Source organism: Nocardiopsis mangrovi (assembly GCF_042653925.1).
Taxonomy (GTDB): domain Bacteria; phylum Actinomycetota; class Actinomycetes; order Streptosporangiales; family Streptosporangiaceae; genus Nocardiopsis_B; species Nocardiopsis_B mangrovi.
The window spans coordinates 79,123-97,374 of the sequence record NZ_JBHSFQ010000019.1 but is presented as its reverse complement, the minus strand read 5'-3'; the positions used below and the strand labels follow the sequence as shown (position 1 = coordinate 97,374).

The window sequence follows — 18,252 nt, the reverse complement described above, 5'->3', positions numbered from 1 at the left end:
GGGACGGGCGGGCCGCCATCACCCGGCGCGGGCGAAGAGGTCGGGGCGCTTGGCGGCGAGGGCCGGGACGAGGAGCGTGGCGGCGGTGAACGGCACCGCGCCCAGGGCGAGCATCGCCAGGGGCTGGGAGCCGCCGAAGCCCACGATGTCGTGGGTGAGCACGAGCTGCGCCCCGGTCTGGAACGCGCAGTGGAAGCCGACGCCCGTCCACACGCCGCCGGTGACCATACGCAGGTAGCCCAGGCAGAAACCCATCGTGGCGAAGAGTGAGAGGTCGAGGATGCCGAGTCCGCCGCGGAGCGCCAGGACCGTGAGCGTGAACGCCGCCGTCTGCGCGGTGACGACCCACCATCCGCGCAGCCGTTCGGCGAGTACCGCGGTCACGTAGCCGCGGAAGACGAGCTCCTCGGGGACCGCCTCGGACAGGAGCACGGCGAGGAACAGCAGCGCGAGGACGCCCCAGAACCGGCCGGCCGGCGCGGTCACCGACAGCGGGGCCCCGAGCAGCGCGAGGATCCCGAAGGCGAGGGCCGCGGGCAGGAACCAGGCGGCCGTCCCGATCAGGAAGGCGCGCCACCCCTCCGCCGGGCCCGTGCGCTGTGTGCCCTGGGGCGGGCTGCGCTCGACGGACCGGGCCAGGAGGACGGCGAGCGCCGCCACCAGGATCGTCAGAACGGAGCCGCCGACCGCGCGCAGCACGAGCGTGCCGGTGTCGGTGGCCGCCCCGTCGCCGACGAGGGCCGTCAGGAGCAGGAGGCCGCCGATCACGGCACCGACCGCCCCGGCGATCCGCACCGGGACCGTCCAGACCGGCAGCGGTGCCGCCGCCGCGGAGCCGACGGTCTCCCCCCGTGCTCCGGCGGGCGCGGGCGGATCGGCTTCGTCACGGTCCATGCGCCGATTCTGGCACCCGCCCCGCCCGGCGGTGCCGGCCGGGAGAGGTGGCGGGCGCCACGCGGTGCGGACCGGGAGCGGCGGGAGGCTCCCGGCCGTGCGCCCCGGGAGCGGGTAGGCGCCGGGCGGCGGGGTCAGGCGCCGGTGTAGGCCGCCAGGTGCTCGCCGGTGAGGGTGGAGCGGGCGGCCACGAGGTCGGCCGGCGTGCCCTCGAAGACGACGCGGCCGCCTTCGTGGCCGGCGCCGGGGCCGAGGTCGATGATCCAGTCGGCGTGCGCCATGACCGCCTGGTGGTGCTCGACGACGATGACCGACGTGCCGGAGTCGACCAGCCGGTCGAGCAGGCCGAGCAGCTGTTCGACGTCGGCGAGGTGCAGGCCGGCGGTCGGCTCGTCGAGGACGTAGACGCCGCCCTTGGCCGCCATGTGGGTGGCCAGTTTGAGCCGCTGCCGCTCGCCGCCGGAGAGCGTGGTGAGCGGCTGGCCGAGCGTCAGGTAGCCGAGCCCCACATCGGCGAGCCGGCCGAGCACGGCGTGCGCGGCCGGCGTGCGCGCCTCGCCCGCGCCGAAGAAGTCCGCGGCCTCGGCCACCGACATCGCGAGCACCTCGCTGATGTCGCGCCCGCCGAGGTGGTGGTCGAGCACCGCCGCCTGGAACCGCCTGCCCTCGCACTCCTCGCAGGTGGAGGCGACGCCGGCCATCATCCCCAGATCGGTGTAGACGACGCCGGCGCCGTTGCAGGAGGGGCAGGCGCCCTCGGAGTTGGCGCTGAACAGCGCCGGCTTCACACCGTTGGCCTTCGCGAACGCCTTGCGGATGGGGTCGAGCAGCCCGGTGTAGGTGGCCGGGTTGCTCCGTCTGGAGCCGCGGATCGGGCTCTGGTCGATCGCCACCACGCCCTCGCCGGCGGGGATCGACCCGTGCACGAGCGAGCTCTTGCCGGAGCCCGCCACACCGGTGACCGCGCAGAGCACGCCGAGGGGGATGTCGACGTCGACGCCGCGCAGGTTGTGCGCCGCCGCGCCGCGGATCTCCAGCGCGCCGGCGGGCGTGCGCACCGTGTCCTTGAGGGCGGCCCGGTCGTCGAAGTGGCGGCCGGTGATGGTGCCGCCGGCCCGCAGCCCCTCGACGGTGCCCTCGAAGACGACGGTGCCGCCCTCGGTGCCGGCGCCGGGGCCGAGGTCGACGACGTGGTCGGCGATCGCGATCACCTCGGGCTTGTGCTCCACGACGAGCACCGTGTTGCCCTTGTCGCGCAGCCGCAGCAGCAGGTCGTTCATGCGCTGGATGTCGTGGGGGTGCAGGCCGATCGTGGGCTCGTCGAAGACGTAGGTGACGTCGGTGAGCGAGGAGCCGAGGTGGCGGATCATCTTGACGCGCTGCGCCTCGCCGCCCGACAGGGTGCCCGATGGCCGGTCGAGCGAGAGGTAGCCCAGCCCGATCTCCACGAACGAGTCGAGGGTGTGCCGCAGCTTCGCGAGCAGGGGCGCCACCGACGGCTCGTCGCGGCCGCGGACCCATTCGGCCAGGTCGCTGATCTGCATCGCGCAGGCGTCGGCGATGCTCGTGCCCGCGATCTTGGAGGAGCGGGCCGCCTCGCTGAGCCGGGTGCCGCCGCACTCGGGGCAGGTGGCGAAGGTGGCCGCCCGGTCCACGAAGGCGCGGATGTGCGGCTGCATCGACTCCCTGTCCTTGGACAGGAACGACTTCTGGACCTTGGGGATCAGGCCCTCGTAGGTGAGGTTCACGCCCTCGACCTTGACCTTGGTCGGCTCCCGGTAGAGGAAGTCGCGCATCTCCTGCTCGGTGAACGCGCGGATCGGCTTGTCGGGGTCGACGAAGCCCGACTCGGCGTAGACCCGCACGGTGAAGAAGCTGTCCGACTTCCAGCCGGGGATGGTGAACGCGCCCTCGGCGATCGACTTGGAGTCGTCGTAGAGCTGGCCGAGGTCGATATCGGGGATCGTGCCCCGGCCCTCGCAGTGCGCGCACATGCCGCCGGTGCGGGTGTAGGTCTCTTTCACCGCCTTCGTCTTCGCACCGCGCTCCACGGTGATCGCGCCGCTCGCGCGGACGGAGGGGACGTTGAAGGCGTAGGCGCCGGGCGGGCCGATGTGCGGGGTGCCGAGCCGGCTGAAGAGGATGCGCAGCATCGCGTTGGTGTCGGTGACGGTGCCGACCGTGGAGCGGGGGTCGGAGCCCAGCCGCTGCTGGTCGACGGTGATCACGGTGGTCAGCCCGTCGAGGACGTCCACTTCGGGCCGGGCCGGGGTCGGCATGAAGCCCTGCACGAAGGCGCTGTAGGTCTCGTTGATCATCCGCTGCGACTCCGCGGCGATCGTGGCGAACACCAGCGAGGTCTTGCCGGAGCCCGAGACGCCGGTGAACACCGTCAGGCGGCGCTTCGGGATCTCGATGCCGACGTCCTTGAGGTTGTTCTCGCGCGCGCCGTACACGCGGATCGCGTCGTGGCTGTCGGCGACGTGCGGCGCAGCCGGCCGCGCGTCGCTCCCCGTGGTCGTGCTCATCGTGTCTCCAACCGCCCCGCCTCGATGTCCACGGTCACACTACCTGCGGCTTTGCGGTCGGTACTTCTCCATTCCTGACCGACCGGCCGCCCGTTCCCCGGCGCGGTCGCCGGGACCGCCCTGCCGGCGGCGGGTCCGCACGGGTCGCGGCCGTTTCGCCAATCACCCCGATCTGCCGGAAGATGAACCCGGCACATCCCCCGCAGAGGATCGGAGACCCCCCGTATGTCCGGTAAGACGCCCCTGTCCCTGGCGGCGGTGCTGGTATCGCTCGGCCTGTTGGCGAGCGGCTGCAGCACCGACACGTGGTCGGAGTGGTTCGGGGACGGCGGTCCGCCGGACGTCCGGGAGGAGTTCCCCTACACCAAGGAGGGGCGCATCTTCCAGGACACCGGCGAGGACGAGACGATGCGGTTCTCCATCACCGGGCTGGAGCGCACCGACGACCACACCGTCATGTACTACGAGATCGACTACCCCGACGGCTTCGCCGGCGCCAACCGCAACCTGAGCATGGCCCACACCCTGGTCGACCCCATCACCGGCCGGGTCTACCGCCAGTACTTCGACCCCGAGGGCCTGAAGTACGGCTCGGTGAGCCCCAACGGCGACGGCCTGTACCCGGTGCACGACGGGGCGACCAACGAGTACCGCCGCTACTTCCCGCGCATCCCCGACGAGGTGCGGCAGGTGACGTTCATCGGCAGCGGGCTGGGCGCGATGACCGGCATCCCGATCCAGGACGTGGAGGAGGAGCAGCCGCCCCCGGAGGACCCCAACGGCGCCGACCACCTGACCACCGACACCCCGCCGCCGGCCGGGGAGAACCTGACCTTCGAGAACCGCGAGCCCGACGAGGACGCGGCGGCCGACCAGGGCGAGGTCGAGAGCTTCGTCGACTCCGAGATCGCCTCGACCACCCGCGACGGCGACGTGGAGACGATCGCGCTGCACTCCGACGTCATGTTCGAGTTCGACGAGTCGGAGCTGACGGAGGAGGCCGCCGAGGTCGTCCGGCGCGCCGCGGCCTCGCTGGCCGCCAACGTCGACCCCGAGACCCCCGAGATCACCGTGATCGGCCACACCGACGGGATCGGCGCCGACGACTACAACCAGACGCTGTCGGAGCAGCGCGCCGAGAGCGTCCGCGAGCTGCTGCGCGAGGAGATCGGCGACGACTACGACTACGTCGTCGAGGGGCGCGGGAGCAGCGAGCCGGTGGCGCGCGAGGGCGGCGCCGACGACGAGCAGGCGCGGGCCCGCAACCGGCGCGTGGAGTTCTCCTACCAGGTGGACCGCTCCGCCGACCCCGAGGAGTCGGAGGCCGCCGACGACGGCCTGGGGGTGGCCGAGCGCAGCGTCACCTGGCCGGCCCCGTTCACCGACGACAACGGCTCGGTGGCGGCGTCCGCGGACCGCGACGGCGTGCGCCTGGACGTGTACCCGCTGCGCCGCGACGGCGCCTACGTGATCGGCGCGGTGGAGCTGACCAACACCACCGACGAGCCGCTGACGCCCGACATGGGCGGGCTGGACGCGCTGCCGGCGGGCGGCCCCGAGCAGTTCAGCAAGGGGACCCTGGGCGGGTTCCAGCTGCTGGAGCCGGAATCGGGGCTGGTGCGCTACGTCGCGCAGATGAACTTCGGCGAGGGCCGCTACAGCGGGTTCGCCGAGGAGGTGCACGAGTTGCAGCCCGGCGCCCCCTACGAGGTGGTGGCGGTCTTCCCCGCCCCGGCGCCCGGTGTGGAGGAACTGACGCTGCGGGCCGGGCCGTTCGGCGAGCTGGAGGAGATCCCGGTCGAGTAGCGACCCGCGCGGGCGGCCCCGGGACGCGGGTCCCGGGGCGGCGCCGCGGGGCGGGTCAGGACCTGGCCCGCTCGGCGGCCTGCACGACGATCTCCTCCAGCTGCTCCTGGGTGGCGTCGGAGTGCAGCGCGGAGGCGGTGATGTGGAACTCCCCGGGCAGGGTGAGGTAGAGGTGGCGGGTGGAGCCCTCGACGGTGGAGATGTACTCGAACTCGCCTTCGAGGGAGTCGGTCGCGGCGGTGCGGTAGGTGTCGCTGTTGACGTCGACGTCCACCTCCCAGTTGGCCTCGGCCTCGGCGCCCTGCACCTGCACCACCTGGGCGCTGTCGGAGGGGTCGGTGTTGACGGTGAAGACCAGCGCGATGGTCTCGGCGGCCTGGGGCGCCCCGCCGCCTGCGCCCTCGGCCGGGGTGCCCGTCGCGGCGCCGCCCGCGGACCACACGCACGCCACCTGTTCGGCGTCGGCCGCGTCCTCGATCCGCCCGGCCTGTTCGTCGACCTGCGCGCCCGTGGGGACGAGGCCGCCGACGATGTCGGCCGCCCCGGCGTCGGCGCAGGAGGCGGGCAGCGTGTAGGGCGCCGCCGCCTCCTCGCCCGCACCCTCCGACGCTGAGGGCGAGGGGCTGGCGAAGTCGGGGAGTTCGAGGTCGCCGAAGTCGTCGCCGAGGTCGAAGGGGACGGAGTCGCATCCGGACAGCAGGGCGCCGGTCGCGAGGGCGGCGCCCGAGGCCAGCAGGGCGCGGCGGAGGGCGGGGGGCGGCAGGAGGCGCATAGTGGGGGCTTTCGACTCGGTGCGGGCCGGACTCCGGACGGGGGGCCGGATCCGGCGTGGACGACAGTCGGAACGTTAGCAAGAAGGCGCGCCCGCGCGGCTCCGGTGGCGGCGGGGGCGTCCGCCGGCGGCGGGGTACCGGGCGGGCATTCCCGGCCGCGCGGTCGGCCCCGGGGCCCGGTCCGATCTTCCTTTTCCCTCCCGCTCCAGCTCAGAAGGGTGGAGCGCCGGGATTTCACCCATAGAGATCGTCAGCGCACCGGAAGTGAGCTATCTTCCCTCCAGAGGAGGGACCGTGCCAAAGCCACAGCGTTATGTCTCCCGCAGCGACCTCGGCTGGGGGTCCTCCCCGGCCTCCTCGGCCGACCCGAAGTCGGGGCTGGTCATCCACTACGACAGTTCGGATCAGCGGCTCGCCGAGAAATCCCACTCGTCCTGTATCACCTACTGGCGCAACACCCGGAACTTCCACACCGGGCCGTCCCGCGGCTGGGTCGACATCGGCTACTGCGTCGACGAGCAGACCGAGATCCTCACCGAGGACGGCTGGCGGAGCTTCCTCCAGATCGCCCCGGGCGACACCGTCCTCACGCTCGACCACACCACCGGGCTGTCCCGCTGGCAGCCGCTGGGCGCGGTGAACGAGTTCCCGGCGATGCGCAGGGAGCTCGTCCGCATGGAGGGCGAGGGCCATTCGTCGCTGACCACCACGGCCCACCGGTGGCCGGTGGTGCGCCCCCACGGGCCCGCCGGCCCCGCGCGCCCCGCGGCGGCCCCCCGGCGCGGCTGGACCACCACCGACGGCCTCGGCCCCGGCGACCGCATCCCGCTCGGCGCCCCGTGCGGCGACCTCCCGCCCGAGGCCAAGTGGTCCGACCCCCTGGTCGAGTCGGTCGCGTGGTGCTGCACGCTGGGCCGCGCCGACGACGAGGGCGGGGGCCACGTCATCGAGGTCGCCGACCCCGGCCTGGCCACGCGGGTCAGGGCGGCGCTGCGCGCCACGTGCGGCCCGCCGTCGCCGGAGCTTCCGGGCCCGGGCGCTCCGCCGCGGGGGCTGCTGCGGTGGTGGGAGTCCGCCGACGGCGTCCTCACCCGGTTCCGGCTGGGGCCCGAGGCCGCCAGGGTCGCCCTGGACCACGCGCCCCGCGGCGTGCCCCGCCACTCCTTCCTGCGCACCCTCACCCGGGCGCAGCTGGCGCTGTTCGTCGAGGCGGCCACCGCGGCCCGCGGCGGCGGTGCGGCGGGGGCCGCCTCGTTCGGGCCGGTCGACCGCCGGCTGGCCGAGGCGTTCCAGTTCGCCGCGATCCTCGCCGGGCACGCCACCGTCCTGCGCCGCACGCCCCCGGAGCCGCCCTCGGGCAGGGCCGGGTGGCGGGTGGAGCTGCGGAGCGAGTCCCACCTCGCTCCGCTGGCGGCCGACCGCGCCATCGGCTTCTCCGTCACGACCGAGACCTACACCGGCCGCATCTGGTGCCCCTCCACCCCCGACCGCACCTGGCTGGCGCGGCGCGCGGGCACGGTGTACTTCACCGGCAACTCCTTCATGGCCTGTCCGCACGGCTACGTCATCGAGGGGCGGGGGCTGTTCAAGCAGCAGGCCGCCCAGCCCGGCGGCAATTCCACCTACTACTCGGTCACCCTGGCCACCGGCCCCACCGACCCGATCACCGACGCCCAGATCGAGGCGGTGCGCCAGCTCCTCCAGTGGCTGGTGGAGCCCGAGTCCTCCATCTCCCGCACCGTGAAGGGGCACCGGGACTTCATCTCCACCTCGTGCCCCGGCGACAAGGCCTACGCCATGGTGCGCGACGGCACGTTCCGCAAGGCCCCCAGTGGGGGCTTCCCGCCCGATGGAGAGGACGACATGCCCAAGCACCGACGCTTCGAGAAGGACGATGCCCAGGAGCTCGCCTCGGACCGGTGGACGTCGCTGAAGTTCGACCGGCGCCACGACGGCGCCACCGGTGAGCTGTTCTCGCTGGTGGGCGTCGACGAGCCCGACGGCGCGCTGTACGACCTGTCGGTGGGCGTCACGATCGAGGGCCTGGCGGCGGGCGCCGAGGTGCAGATCCGTGCCACGGAGTACGAGGAGGGCGGCGGCGGGTGGGAGATCGCCCGCAACCGCCCGATCGACTCCCCCGTCCAGGTGGGCGGCAACGGCCACTTCACCTACTCCTGGAAGGGCAACCTCGCCGAGGGCCGCCGGGTGCGGGTCCGGGTGGCGCAGTTCGGCGGCGCCCCGGCGACCATCTCCTCGGCCACCGCCGACGTCTTCTACTGGCCCAAGTAGCCGCGTAGCGTCGGCGCTCCCGGAAGCCCCGCCGCCGCGGGGGGCCTCCGGCCGCCGCGGGCTCATGCGGCGATGGTGCGGCGCAGGCGGGTGAAGGGGCGCGGGCGGTTGAGGGCGAGGGCGGCGGTGGCCGTCCCGCCGCGTTCGTAGACGGCGGCGAAGGACCGGGCGGCGGGGCTGCCGTCGACCACCCGGACGGTGTCGCCGGGGCGGGCCTCCCCCGCGAACTGGATCCGCACGCCGTACTGGTCGGACCAGAAGTAGGGGGTACGGCGGTATTCCTGGACGGTGGCGCCGGCCAGGAGGTTGCGGACCGCAACGGCGGGCTGGTCGTTGGCGCTGCTCCAGTGCTCGGCGCGGGCGCTGCCGCCGCCGCCCGAGCGCAGGCGGGCGACGTCGCCGGCGGCCACCACGCCGGGGAGCGAGGTGCGGCAGCCGGGGTCGCACACCACCCCGTCGTCGACCTCGACCCCGCTCCCGGCCAGCCACCCGGTGACGGGCCGGGCACCGATCCCCACGACCACCACGTCGGCGGGGACGCGCCGGCCGTCGGCGAGTTCGACCCCGGTCACCCGGCCGGCCCCCAAGAGCCGGGCCACGCCGGTCCCGCACAGGAGCCGGACGCCGGCGTCGGCGTGCAGGGCGGCGCAATGCGCGGCCATCTGCTCCCCCAGGACCGGCGCGAGCGGGAGGGGGGCGGCCTCGATGACGGTCGTCTCCAGGCCCAGCGCCGAGCACGCGGAGGCGATCTCGGCGCCGATGAAGGAGCCGCCGACCACGGCGACCCGCGGGGTGCCCGCGGTGAGGTCGGCGCGCAGCGCCTCGGCGTGGTCGAGGGTGCGCAGGACGTGGACGCCGGCCGGTCCGCCGGTCCCGGGCAGCCTGCGGGGGGTGGCGCCCGTGGCGATGACGACGCCGTCGCCGGCCAGCTCCGAGCCGTCGTCGAGCAGGACCGCGCGCCGTCGGGGGTCGAGCCCGGTGGCGCGGGTGCCTAAGCGCCAGCGGATGTCCAGGCCGGAATCGGCGTCGTCGTGCAGTGCGAGGTCGGCGGGGCCGGCCTTGCCGAGCAGGAAGTCCTTGGACAGCGGGGGGCGGTCGTAGGGCGCGTGGGCCTCCTCGCCCACGACGGTGAGGGTGCCGTCGAAGCCCTGTTCGCGCAGTGCGCGGGCGGCCCCGAGGCCGGCGAGGGAGGCGCCGACCACGGTGACGGCCCTCATGCGGCGTCCCCCGCGGACGCGGCGGGGACGGCGGGTGCGAGGGCCGGCGCGGGGGCGCCGGGGGCGGGAGCGGCGGAGGCGAGGGGCGCCGCGGGGGCGGCGGGGACCGCGGCGGGGGCGTGCACGTAGACGTGGCCGTCCGGCCGCACCGTCACCGGGTGGGTGCGCACCGGGCGCTTGGCGGGCGGGCAGGTGGGCATCCCCGTGCGCAGGTCGAAGGCCGCCTCGTGCAGGGGGCACTCGATGAAGCAGCCCTCCAGCCAGCCGTCGGACAGCGAGGCGTTCTGGTGGGTGCAGGTGTCGTCGACGGCGTAGATCTCACCGTCGACGTTGAAGACCGCGATCGGCACGTCGGCGGCGACGCGCAGGGACTCCCCCTTGGGCAGATCGTCCAGGTGACATGCGTAGAGCATCACGCCTCCTCGTGGGGTACCGCCGCCGGGGGGTTTCCGGGCACGCCGAAGGGGGGCGCGGCCGGTGTCCGGCGGTACGGGTGGTGGTGCGGGCACGGTTCGCCGGGGTCGGGCGAAACGGGCAGAGTGTTCCCTAGTGCGCAACCAAAGGTCGAATACGCAACAGTCTCAGCCGCCCGCGCCCGGCCGTCAAGCCCCGGGATTCCGCCTTTCCGCGGCAACGCGACGGTAAAGAAGGTGTAACGGCGGTGGTCTTGACGGCGCCTCTCATGGGCTGCACTGTGTTGGGAGTCGCGCACCCTGTAGCGCCATACGCAACCCCCTTGACGCAACCCCCGATCCCCCCGGGCTTCCTTCCCGTGCTCACTCCTCCCTGAGAAGGGACACCGCGATGAGTGCTTCCTCCGCCCCCGCCCCCTCCCCCGGCACCGGTCCGCGCGTCGTGATCATCGGTGCCGGGATCGTCGGCTGCGCCCTCGCCGACGAGCTGACCGAACGCGGCTGGACCGACGTCACCGTGCTCGACCAAGGCCCGCTGTTCGCCACCGGAGGGTCCAGCTCGCACGCGCCCGGCCTGGTGTTCCAGACCAACGCGTCGAAGACCATGACCGAGTTCGCCGCCTACACGGTGCGCAAGTACGCGCGGCTCGACCTCGACGGCCGCTGGTGCTTCCGGGCGGTGGGCGGGCTTGAGGTGGCCACCACCCCCGAGCGCTGGGCCGACCTCAAGCGCAAGCACGGCTGGGCGGAGTCGTGGGGGGTGCGCGCCTCGCTCGTCTCCGAGGAGGAGTGCCGGCGCCTGTGGCCCCTGCTGGCACCCGGAGCCGTGCTCGGCGGCCTGCACACCCCCGACGACGGCATCGCCAAGGCGCTGCGCGCCGCCGAGGCGCAGGCGCGCTCGGCCGCGGCGCGCGGCGCGGTGCTGCGCGCCCACCACACGGTCACCGGCATCGACGTGCGCGGCGGGCGTGTCCGCGGGGTGCGCACCGACCGCGGCGACATCCCCGCCGACGTCGTGGTCTGCGCCGCCGGGTTCTGGGGTCCGCGGATCGGCGCCATGGCCGGCGTGAACGTGCCGCTGCTGCCGCTCGCCCACCAGTACGCCACCACGGGACCGCTGCCGGAGCTGCGCGGCCGCAGTACCGACGAGCAGGAGGCGTCCCTGCCGCTGCTGCGCCACCAGGACCGCGACCTGTACTTCCGCGAGCACGGGGACCGCCTGGGCATCGGCTCCTACGCCCACCGCCCCATGCCGGTGGCGCTGGACGACGTCGCCGCACCGGACGCGGCCCCGGTCATGCCCTCCATGCTGGAGTTCACCCCCGACGACTTCGCGCCGAGCTGGGACGACAGCGTCGCCCTGCTGCCCGGACTGGCCGGCGCCGAAGTCGCCGAGGGCTTCAACGGCGTGTTCTCGTTCACGCCCGACGGCATGCCGCTGCTGGGCGAGTCCCGGGAGGTGCGCGGGTTCTGGCTGGCCGAAGCGGTGTGGGTGACCCACTCCGCCGGCGTGGCGCGGGCCGTCGCCGAATGGCTGGTCGACGGCCGGCCCGGCACCGACGTGCACGAGTGCGACGTCCACCGGTTCGACCCGGCCCTGCTGTCACCGGCCTACGTCGAGGAGCGGGCCCGGCAGAACTTCGTGGAGGTCTACGACGTCGTCCACCCCCTCCAGCCCATCGAGCGGCCCCGCCCGCTGCGCACCAGCCCGTTCCACGGCCGGCAGCAGAGCCTGGGCGCCTACTTCCTGGAATCGGCGGGCTGGGAGCGCCCCCACTGGTTCGAGGCCAACTCCCGGCTGCCGGGGGCCGAGGTGCCCGAGCGCGACCCCTGGTCGGCCCGCTACTGGTCGCCCATCGCCGCCGCCGAGGCCCGCGCCACCCGCGAGGGCGTCGCGCTGTACGACATGACCCCGCTGACCCGGCTGGAGGTCACCGGCCCGGGCGCCCTGGACCTCCTGCAACGGCTCACCACCAACCGGCTGGGCAAGAAGCCGGGCTCGGTCACCTACACGCTGCTGCTCGACGACGCCGGCGGCGTGCGCAGCGACCTCACCGTGGCCCGGCTGGGCGAGACCCGCTTCCAGGTGGGCGCCAACGGCCCCCTCGACCTCGACCACCTCCTGCGCCACGCCCCCGATGACGGGTCGGTGGCCATCCGCGACATCACCGCCGGCACCACCTGCATCGGCGTGTGGGGGCCGCGCGCCCGCCACCTGGTGCAGCCGCTGTCCCGCGACGACTTCTCGCACAGCGGGTTCGGGTACTTCAAGGCGCGGCGCGCCCACATCGGCGACGTACCCGTGACCGCGCTGCGCGTCTCCTACGTCGGCGAGCTCGGCTGGGAGCTGTACACCACCGCCGACCTCGGGCTGCGGCTGTGGGACACGCTGTGGGAGGCGGGGCGCCCGCTGGGCGTGATCGCCGCCGGGCGCAGCGCGTTCAACAGCCTGCGGCTGGAGAAGGGGTACCGGGCCTCGGGCACCGACATGACCACCGAGCACGACCCCTACGAGGCGGGCCTGGGGTTCGCGGTGCGCCTGGACAAGGGCGACTTCACCGGCCGCGCCGCCCTGCTGGAGCGGGCCGGGCGCGAGCCCGCGCGCCGGCTGGCGTGCCTCACCCTCGACGACCGCGGCCACATGGTCATGGGCAAGGAGCCCGTCCTGGTCGACGGCGCCCCCGCCGGGTACGTGACCAGCGCCGCCTACGGCTACACCATCGACCGGCCGATCGCCTACGCCTGGCTGCCCGCCCATGCCGCGGTGCCGGGCACGGCGGTCTCCATCGCCTACTTCGGCGAGAAGGTCCCGGCGACCGTCGCCGCCGAACCCCTGGTCGACCCCGAGATGGCCCGCATCCGCCGCTGACGCCCGCGCCCGCAGAACCGACCGGGAGGAGTCCGATCCCCATGGCAACCTCGTACGACGTCGCCGTCATCGGCCTGGGCGGCATGGGCAGCGCCGCCGCCCGCCACCTCGCCGCCCGGGGCCGCCGCGTCCTGGGGCTGGAGCGCTTCGGCCCCGCCCACGACCGGGGCTCCAGCCACGGCGGCTCGCGCATCATCCGCCAGGCCTACTTCGAGCACCCCGACTACGTACCGCTCCTGCTGCGCTCCTATGAGCTGTGGGAGGAACTGTGCCGCGACTCCGGCGCCGATCTGATGACGACGACCGGCGGGCTGATGCTCGGCCGCCCCGAGAGCCGCACCGTCGCGGGCAGCCGGGAGTCCGCCGAGAAGTGGGGGCTGCCCTACGAGATGCTCGACGCCGGCGACATCCGCCGCCGCTTCCCCACCTTCGCCCCCGCCGACGACGAGGTCGCGCTGTACGAGGCCCGCGCGGGGTTCGTCCGCCCCGAGGCCACCGTGGACGCCCACCTGCGGCTGGCCGCGCGCGACGGAGCCGACCTGCGCTTCGGCGAGCCGGTTCTGAGCTGGGCGCCCCTGCCCGGCGGCGAGGGGGTGCGGGTGGTGACCGGGGCGGGGACCTACACCGCCGGCCACGCGGTCGTCTGCCCGGGGGCGTGGGCGCCGGAGCTGCTGGCCGGGCTCGGCGTACCGTTCACGGTGGAGCGCCAGGTGCAGTACTGGTTCGCGCCGCGCGGCGGGACCGCGCCCTTCCGGCCCGGCCGTCACCCGGTCTACGTGTGGGAGGACGCCGGCGGCACGCAGGTCTACGGCTTCCCCGCCTACGAGGGCGAGGGCGACGGCGTCAAGACGGCGTTCTTCCGGCGCGGGACCGCGGCCTCGCCCGACTCCCTCGACCGCGAGGTGCACCCCGGCGAGATCGCCGACATCGCCGCCCACCTGGCCGCGCGCGTGCCCGACCTGCCCGGCCGCTTCCTGCGCGGGGCGGCGTGCATGTACACCACCACGCCCGACGAGCACTTCGTCATCGCCGCGCACCCCGGCCACCCCCAGGCGACGGTGGCCTGCGGATTCTCCGGGCACGGCTTCAAGTTCACCCCGGTGGTCGGCGAGATCCTCGCCGACCTGGCCACCACCGGCGCCACCCGCCACCCCATCGGCCTGTTCGACCCGCGCCGCGCCCTCACGGGCGGCGCCGCCGTCTGCTCCCCCGACCGCCGCGACGCACACGAGGTGACCCCGTGACCGCGACCGACCCCTCCCCCGCTCCCGCCCCGGCTTCGGACCTGATCGCGACACTGCCCGGACACTTCTACACCGACCCCGCGCTGTTCGCGCGGGAGCAGGAGCGCGTCTTCGAGGCGGTGTGGTTCTGCGCCGTTCGCTCGGGCGACCTCGCGCGCCCCGGCGCGTTCCGCACCGTCCAGGTGGGGCGGGAGAGCGTCCTGGTCAGCCGCACCCGGTCCGGGGAGGTCCGGGCGTTCCTCAACGTGTGCCGGCACCGGGGGGCGCAGCTGTGCGTCCAGGAGGCGGGCGAGGTCCGCCGCTCGTTCCAGTGCCCCTACCACGCCTGGACCTACGACCTCGACGGCCGGCTGATCGCCGCGCCGAACCTGGCCGGGATGCCCGGGGTGGACCGCGCCGCGCACGGCCTGATCGGTGTGCACGTGCGCGAATGGCTCGGGTACGTGTGGGTGTGCCTGGCCGACGACCCGCCGTCGTTCGCGGAGACGGTCGAAGGGGTCGTCGCCGAGCGGCTGGGCTCGGCCGAGGCCATCGGCAACTACGGGGTCGGCGGCCTGGATCTGGGGCGGCGCATCACCTACGACGTCCGGGCCAACTGGAAGCTCATCATCGAGAACTTCATGGAGTGCTACCACTGCGGCACCATCCACCCGGAGCTGACGGAGGTGCTGCCGGAGTTCGCCGACGGCTACGCCGCGCAGTACTACGTGGGCCACGGCGCGGAGTTCGGGGCGGAGGTCGAGGGGTTCACGGTCGACGGCGGGGCGGGGTTCGGCCGGCTCGACGGCGTGCGCGACGACCAGGACCGCCGCTACTACGCGATCACGATCGCCCCGCAGGTGTTCGTCAACCTCGTTCCCGACCACGTGATCGTGCACCGCATGTTCCCGCTGGCCGCCGACCGCACGCGGGTGGAGTGCGACTGGCTGTACGCGCCGGACACCCTGGCGGGCGGGGCGGACGTCTCGCGCTCGGTGGAGCTGTTCGACCGGGTCAACCGGCAGGACTTCGACGCCTGCGAGCGGTGCCAGCCGACCATGGCGTCGCGCGCCTACCGCGCGGGCGGGGTGCTGGTGCCCATGGAGCACCACATCGCCGCGTTCCACGACTGGCTGGCGGAGCGGATCGGCGCGCCGGCGGGCGGCGGGGCCGCGCCGGCCGCGACCGCGGAGCCGGGCGTGTAGCGGAGCCGCCGCCCGCGGGTAGCCGCCCGGGGACAGGTGCGCGCCGGGCGGCGGCACCGGCGCTGTCACCGGGCCCCGGCAGGATGGGGGCTCCGGGCCCGCCGCACCGGCCCGCCCGGCCGCAGCCCCGACCCTGGAGGGACCGCCATGACCGACTCGCCCGCGCGCACCGGCACGCTCGACGCGCGTTACAGCCGGCCCGATGCACGACCGAGCGCGTGGGCGGAGGTGCACGCGACCCTGGAGACCGCGGGGACGTACTGGCTGTCGACCGTTCGCCGCGACGGGCGCCCGCACGTCACCCCGCTGATCGCCGTCTGGGACGGCGCGTCGCTGTACTTCAGCACCGGCGACCGCGAGCAGAAGGCCCACAACCTCGCCGCCAACCCCAACGTCGTGCTCACCACCGGCGACAGCGCGCTCCAGGGCGGGTTCGACGTCGTCGCCGAGGGCGCGGCGGTGCGCATCAGCGACCCGGATCGGCTGGCGTCCCTGGCGCAGGCGTGGGTCGACAAGTACGGCGAGGTCTGGCGCTTCGAGGTCAGGGGCGGCGACTTCTGGCACGAGGGCGGCGGTCTGGCGGGCGTCTACGAGGTGGCGCCCGCCAGGGTCTTCGCCTTCCGCAAGGGCGACGACAGGTTCGCCCAGACCGGCTGGCGCCTGGCCTGACCCGTGCGGGGCCGCCCGCGGCGCGGGCGGTTCAGAGGGCGGCGGAGTCGGCGGTGGCGCGCTCGACCCCCACCAGGGCGAGGTTCAGGACGCGGTCGCTCAGGCTCTCGGGCGTCTCCTCGGGGTGGTCGAGCAGCCAGTCGACCAGGGCGTCGGCGGCTCCGGTGGCGATGCGGGCGAGGATCTCGGCGTCCTTGGGGGAGATGATGCGCCCGCCGCCGGGCAGCCCGGTCCCGGCCACCACCATCGCGGTGATCTCGTCCAGCACCCGCGCGCGGGCCGCCGCGACCTCCTTGGAGAACGGCTCGCCCTGGGTGCGCGCCTGCTGGTAGAGCACGACCCAGCTCTGGCGGTTCTCGGCGACGAACCCGAAGAACGCGCGCAGCCCCTGCCACAGGCCCAGCTCGGGCGGGTCGTCCGCCCGCACGACGTCGCGCACGGCCCGCACCAGCCGGTCGGCCTCCCGGTGGATACACGCCGTGAACAGCCCCTCCTTCGAGCCGAGGTAGATGTAGACCATCGGCTTGGAGATCCCCGCCACCTCGGCGATCTCCTCGACACTCGCGGAGTGGTAGCCCGAACGGGAGAAGACCTGGACGGCGGCGTCGATCATCTGCTGCTCGCGGACCTCGCGGGGCAGCCGTTTCTGTTTGCTGGACACGGTTCCCGACCTTATCGACGCGTCGGCGGGCGCCCGTCGCCGTCGGCCGGGCCGGATGGGCCGGATACCCGGCGCGACCATCACGCGGTGTGCATTCGCGGTGCTTCGGTGGCCCTCGCCACATTCACCGCACACGTCGGCGACGCCCCGGTCCGGGACTCCCTTGACCTGCACTTGGCCATTTCGAGGGCGTTCGCGGACCCGATTTGGGACATGCACTTTCCGGTGTTCGTTGCGGCCGGGAACCGGCGGATCACCGCCCCGGCACCCGGCGGGACGCGCCGGACACCGTGCGATCACACACCGACCCCTACACACGCCTGGAAACGGAGCCCACCATGCTGCGACGGCTCACCGCCGCATCCGTCACCGCCTCGGCGCTCGCCCTCTGGCCGGTCCCGGCCATGGGCGACGTCTGCTTCGAGGCCGCCCGTTGCTCCCTCGTCTCCCTTCCCGGATCCAGTCTCCCCGTGCACTTCCACGACGAGGTGGTGGAGGTCGAGTTCTTCAGCTGATGGCGCCGGGCGCGGACGGGGCGGGCGCCGGACGAGGTGAGGCCCCGGGGCGGGTTCACGGCCCCGGGGCCTCCCTGCTCCCCGGCCCGCCCACCCCCTCGTCGGAATGTGGCCGGGGAAGTCCTGTGTCCGCGGCACCCCGGGGTGGCGCCGAATATCCGGTTCCCTCCGAGATCCCTGGATTCGCACTCTACGATCTCAGAACCGTTTTCCACAGCCCATCGGCGCAACTCGCACCCGGTTATCTGCCTCACGTGGATATGGCCCGTCGGATGCACCCCGTGTGCGGCTTCCGCAAATCCCTGACCTCCCTGGACGCCCGCCTGCCCGAATGGGGATCCGCGGCGGGACGTGCGCGCGGCGGAAATTCCACCGGACATCCGACGCGCGAATTGAACGCACGGGAACGAACCCGGCAAAATTCTCCCGGTCGGCCACACGACGCGAAACTCCGCGGCCGATGCATTTCCCCGCATATGCGCGCACCCTCCGGCCGCGAGGCCGCCGCGCGGGACCGGGAAGACGGCCGTTTCGTTCAAGCCCGCGACCCCGCCCCGCTGCAAGACTCGCGGCATGGAACAGAAGACGCACATCATCACGCTGGCGACCCCGGATCTCGACGCCGCACGCAGGTTCTACCGCGACGGCCTCGGCTGGGAGCCGCTGCTCGACGTCCCCGGGGAGATCATCTTCTTCCAGACAGCCCCCGCGTTCGCCCTCGGCCTCTTCGACGCCGAGAAGTTCCGGGCCGACATCGCCGGCGCCGTCGCCGACACCCGCGTCACCGGGCTCACCCTGGCCCACAACGTCGACGGCCCGGCGGAGGTCGACGCGGTCGTGGAGTCGGCCCTCCTGGCGGGCGCCACCCTGGTGAAGTCGCCGCAGCGCGCCGCCTTCGGCGGGTACCACGGCCACTTCGCCGACCCCAACGGGGTGATCTGGGAGGTCTGCCACAACCCCGGGTGGGGGGTCGACGCGTCCGGGACCGTCCGGTTGGGCGAGATCCCCGAGTAGCGGGAGGCGGGGCGTGATCGCGTGTCGCTGATCACTCGATTACGCCCCCTAGCTGGTCTTTCGTCGAATTTTCGTCAGCGATCTTATACTCGTGAGAGGACTTATAAATGGCATATGTCGTGGTTTGCGCGGATTTAACCCGTTCGACCTGTTCGCCGTTGACCGGAACCCGGAAA

The 18,252-nt window shown here is 73.9% G+C and carries 14 protein-coding genes; 8 read left to right on the top strand and 6 right to left on the bottom strand.

The window, feature by feature from the left end; genetic code table 11:
- Positions 1-18: 18 nt before the first annotated feature.
- On the bottom strand, positions 19-894 hold the full coding sequence (locus ACFO4E_RS19035) for a CPBP family intramembrane glutamic endopeptidase (RefSeq protein WP_378576679.1): 876 nt from the start codon (positions 892-894) through the stop codon (positions 19-21).
- 134 nt (positions 895-1,028) lie between these two features.
- Positions 1,029-3,422 carry an ATP-binding cassette domain-containing protein gene (locus tag ACFO4E_RS19030; protein ID WP_378576677.1) on the bottom strand — a complete coding sequence of 798 codons (2,394 nt, stop codon included), beginning with the start codon at positions 3,420-3,422 and terminating at the stop codon, positions 1,029-1,031.
- Positions 3,423-3,647: 225 nt separating this feature from the next.
- Here ACFO4E_RS19030 and ACFO4E_RS19025 point away from each other — a divergent pair, with 225 nt between their 5' ends.
- On the top strand, positions 3,648-5,228 hold the full coding sequence (locus ACFO4E_RS19025; RefSeq protein ID WP_378576675.1) for an OmpA family protein: 1,581 nt from the start codon (positions 3,648-3,650) through the stop codon (positions 5,226-5,228).
- A gap of 55 nt (positions 5,229-5,283) precedes the next feature.
- Here ACFO4E_RS19025 and ACFO4E_RS19020 read toward each other — a convergent pair whose 3' ends face one another.
- A complete protein-coding gene (locus tag ACFO4E_RS19020; RefSeq protein ID WP_378576673.1) occupies positions 5,284-6,000 on the bottom strand; it encodes a hypothetical protein in 717 nt (238 codons plus the stop codon).
- A gap of 295 nt (positions 6,001-6,295) precedes the next feature.
- Between ACFO4E_RS19020 and ACFO4E_RS19015 the strand changes: the two genes are divergently transcribed.
- The gene (locus ACFO4E_RS19015; RefSeq protein WP_378576671.1) at positions 6,296-8,290 is read left to right on the top strand and encodes an N-acetylmuramoyl-L-alanine amidase; all 1,995 of its coding nucleotides are present in this window, start codon (positions 6,296-6,298) and stop codon (positions 8,288-8,290) included.
- Positions 8,291-8,352: 62 nt separating this feature from the next.
- On the opposite strand, the gene ACFO4E_RS19010 is transcribed toward ACFO4E_RS19015, so the two are convergent.
- The gene (locus ACFO4E_RS19010; protein WP_378576669.1) at positions 8,353-9,507 is read right to left on the bottom strand and encodes an NAD(P)/FAD-dependent oxidoreductase; all 1,155 of its coding nucleotides are present in this window, start codon (positions 9,505-9,507) and stop codon (positions 8,353-8,355) included.
- Positions 9,504-9,920, bottom strand: a complete 417-nt coding sequence (locus ACFO4E_RS19005) for a bifunctional 3-phenylpropionate/cinnamic acid dioxygenase ferredoxin subunit (RefSeq protein WP_378576667.1) — start codon at positions 9,918-9,920, stop codon at positions 9,504-9,506. Before ACFO4E_RS19005 ends, ACFO4E_RS19010 begins: the two co-directional genes overlap by 4 nt.
- 391 nt (positions 9,921-10,311) lie before the next feature.
- On the opposite strand from ACFO4E_RS19005, the gene ACFO4E_RS19000 reads away from it, so the two are divergent.
- From ACFO4E_RS19000 to ACFO4E_RS18985, 4 genes are all read left to right on the top strand, one after another.
- Positions 10,312-12,789 (top strand): GcvT family protein, encoded by a 2,478-nt coding sequence (locus ACFO4E_RS19000; RefSeq protein WP_378576666.1) that lies wholly within the window; start codon positions 10,312-10,314, stop codon positions 12,787-12,789.
- Positions 12,790-12,830: 41 nt separating this feature from the next.
- Complete coding sequence (gene solA, locus ACFO4E_RS18995; protein ID WP_378576664.1) at positions 12,831-14,033, top strand: N-methyl-L-tryptophan oxidase; 1,203 nt, start codon at positions 12,831-12,833, stop codon at positions 14,031-14,033.
- A complete protein-coding gene (locus tag ACFO4E_RS18990) occupies positions 14,030-15,217 on the top strand; it encodes an aromatic ring-hydroxylating oxygenase subunit alpha (RefSeq protein ID WP_378576662.1) in 1,188 nt (395 codons plus the stop codon). Before solA ends, ACFO4E_RS18990 begins: the two co-directional genes overlap by 4 nt.
- Before the next feature lie 147 nt (positions 15,218-15,364).
- Positions 15,365-15,886, top strand: a complete 522-nt coding sequence (locus ACFO4E_RS18985; RefSeq protein ID WP_378576660.1) for a pyridoxamine 5'-phosphate oxidase family protein — start codon at positions 15,365-15,367, stop codon at positions 15,884-15,886.
- Between the two features lie 31 nt (positions 15,887-15,917).
- Here the strand turns inward: ACFO4E_RS18985 and ACFO4E_RS18980 are convergent, their stop codons facing one another.
- Complete coding sequence (locus ACFO4E_RS18980; protein ID WP_378576659.1) at positions 15,918-16,547, bottom strand: TetR/AcrR family transcriptional regulator; 630 nt, start codon at positions 16,545-16,547, stop codon at positions 15,918-15,920.
- A gap of 338 nt (positions 16,548-16,885) precedes the next feature.
- On the opposite strand from ACFO4E_RS18980, the gene ACFO4E_RS18975 reads away from it, so the two are divergent.
- Positions 16,886-17,062 (top strand): hypothetical protein, encoded by a 177-nt coding sequence (locus ACFO4E_RS18975; RefSeq protein ID WP_378576657.1) that lies wholly within the window; start codon positions 16,886-16,888, stop codon positions 17,060-17,062.
- A gap of 573 nt (positions 17,063-17,635) precedes the next feature.
- The gene (locus tag ACFO4E_RS18970) at positions 17,636-18,076 is read left to right on the top strand and encodes a VOC family protein (protein ID WP_378576655.1); all 441 of its coding nucleotides are present in this window, start codon (positions 17,636-17,638) and stop codon (positions 18,074-18,076) included.
- Positions 18,077-18,252 lie beyond the last annotated feature (176 nt).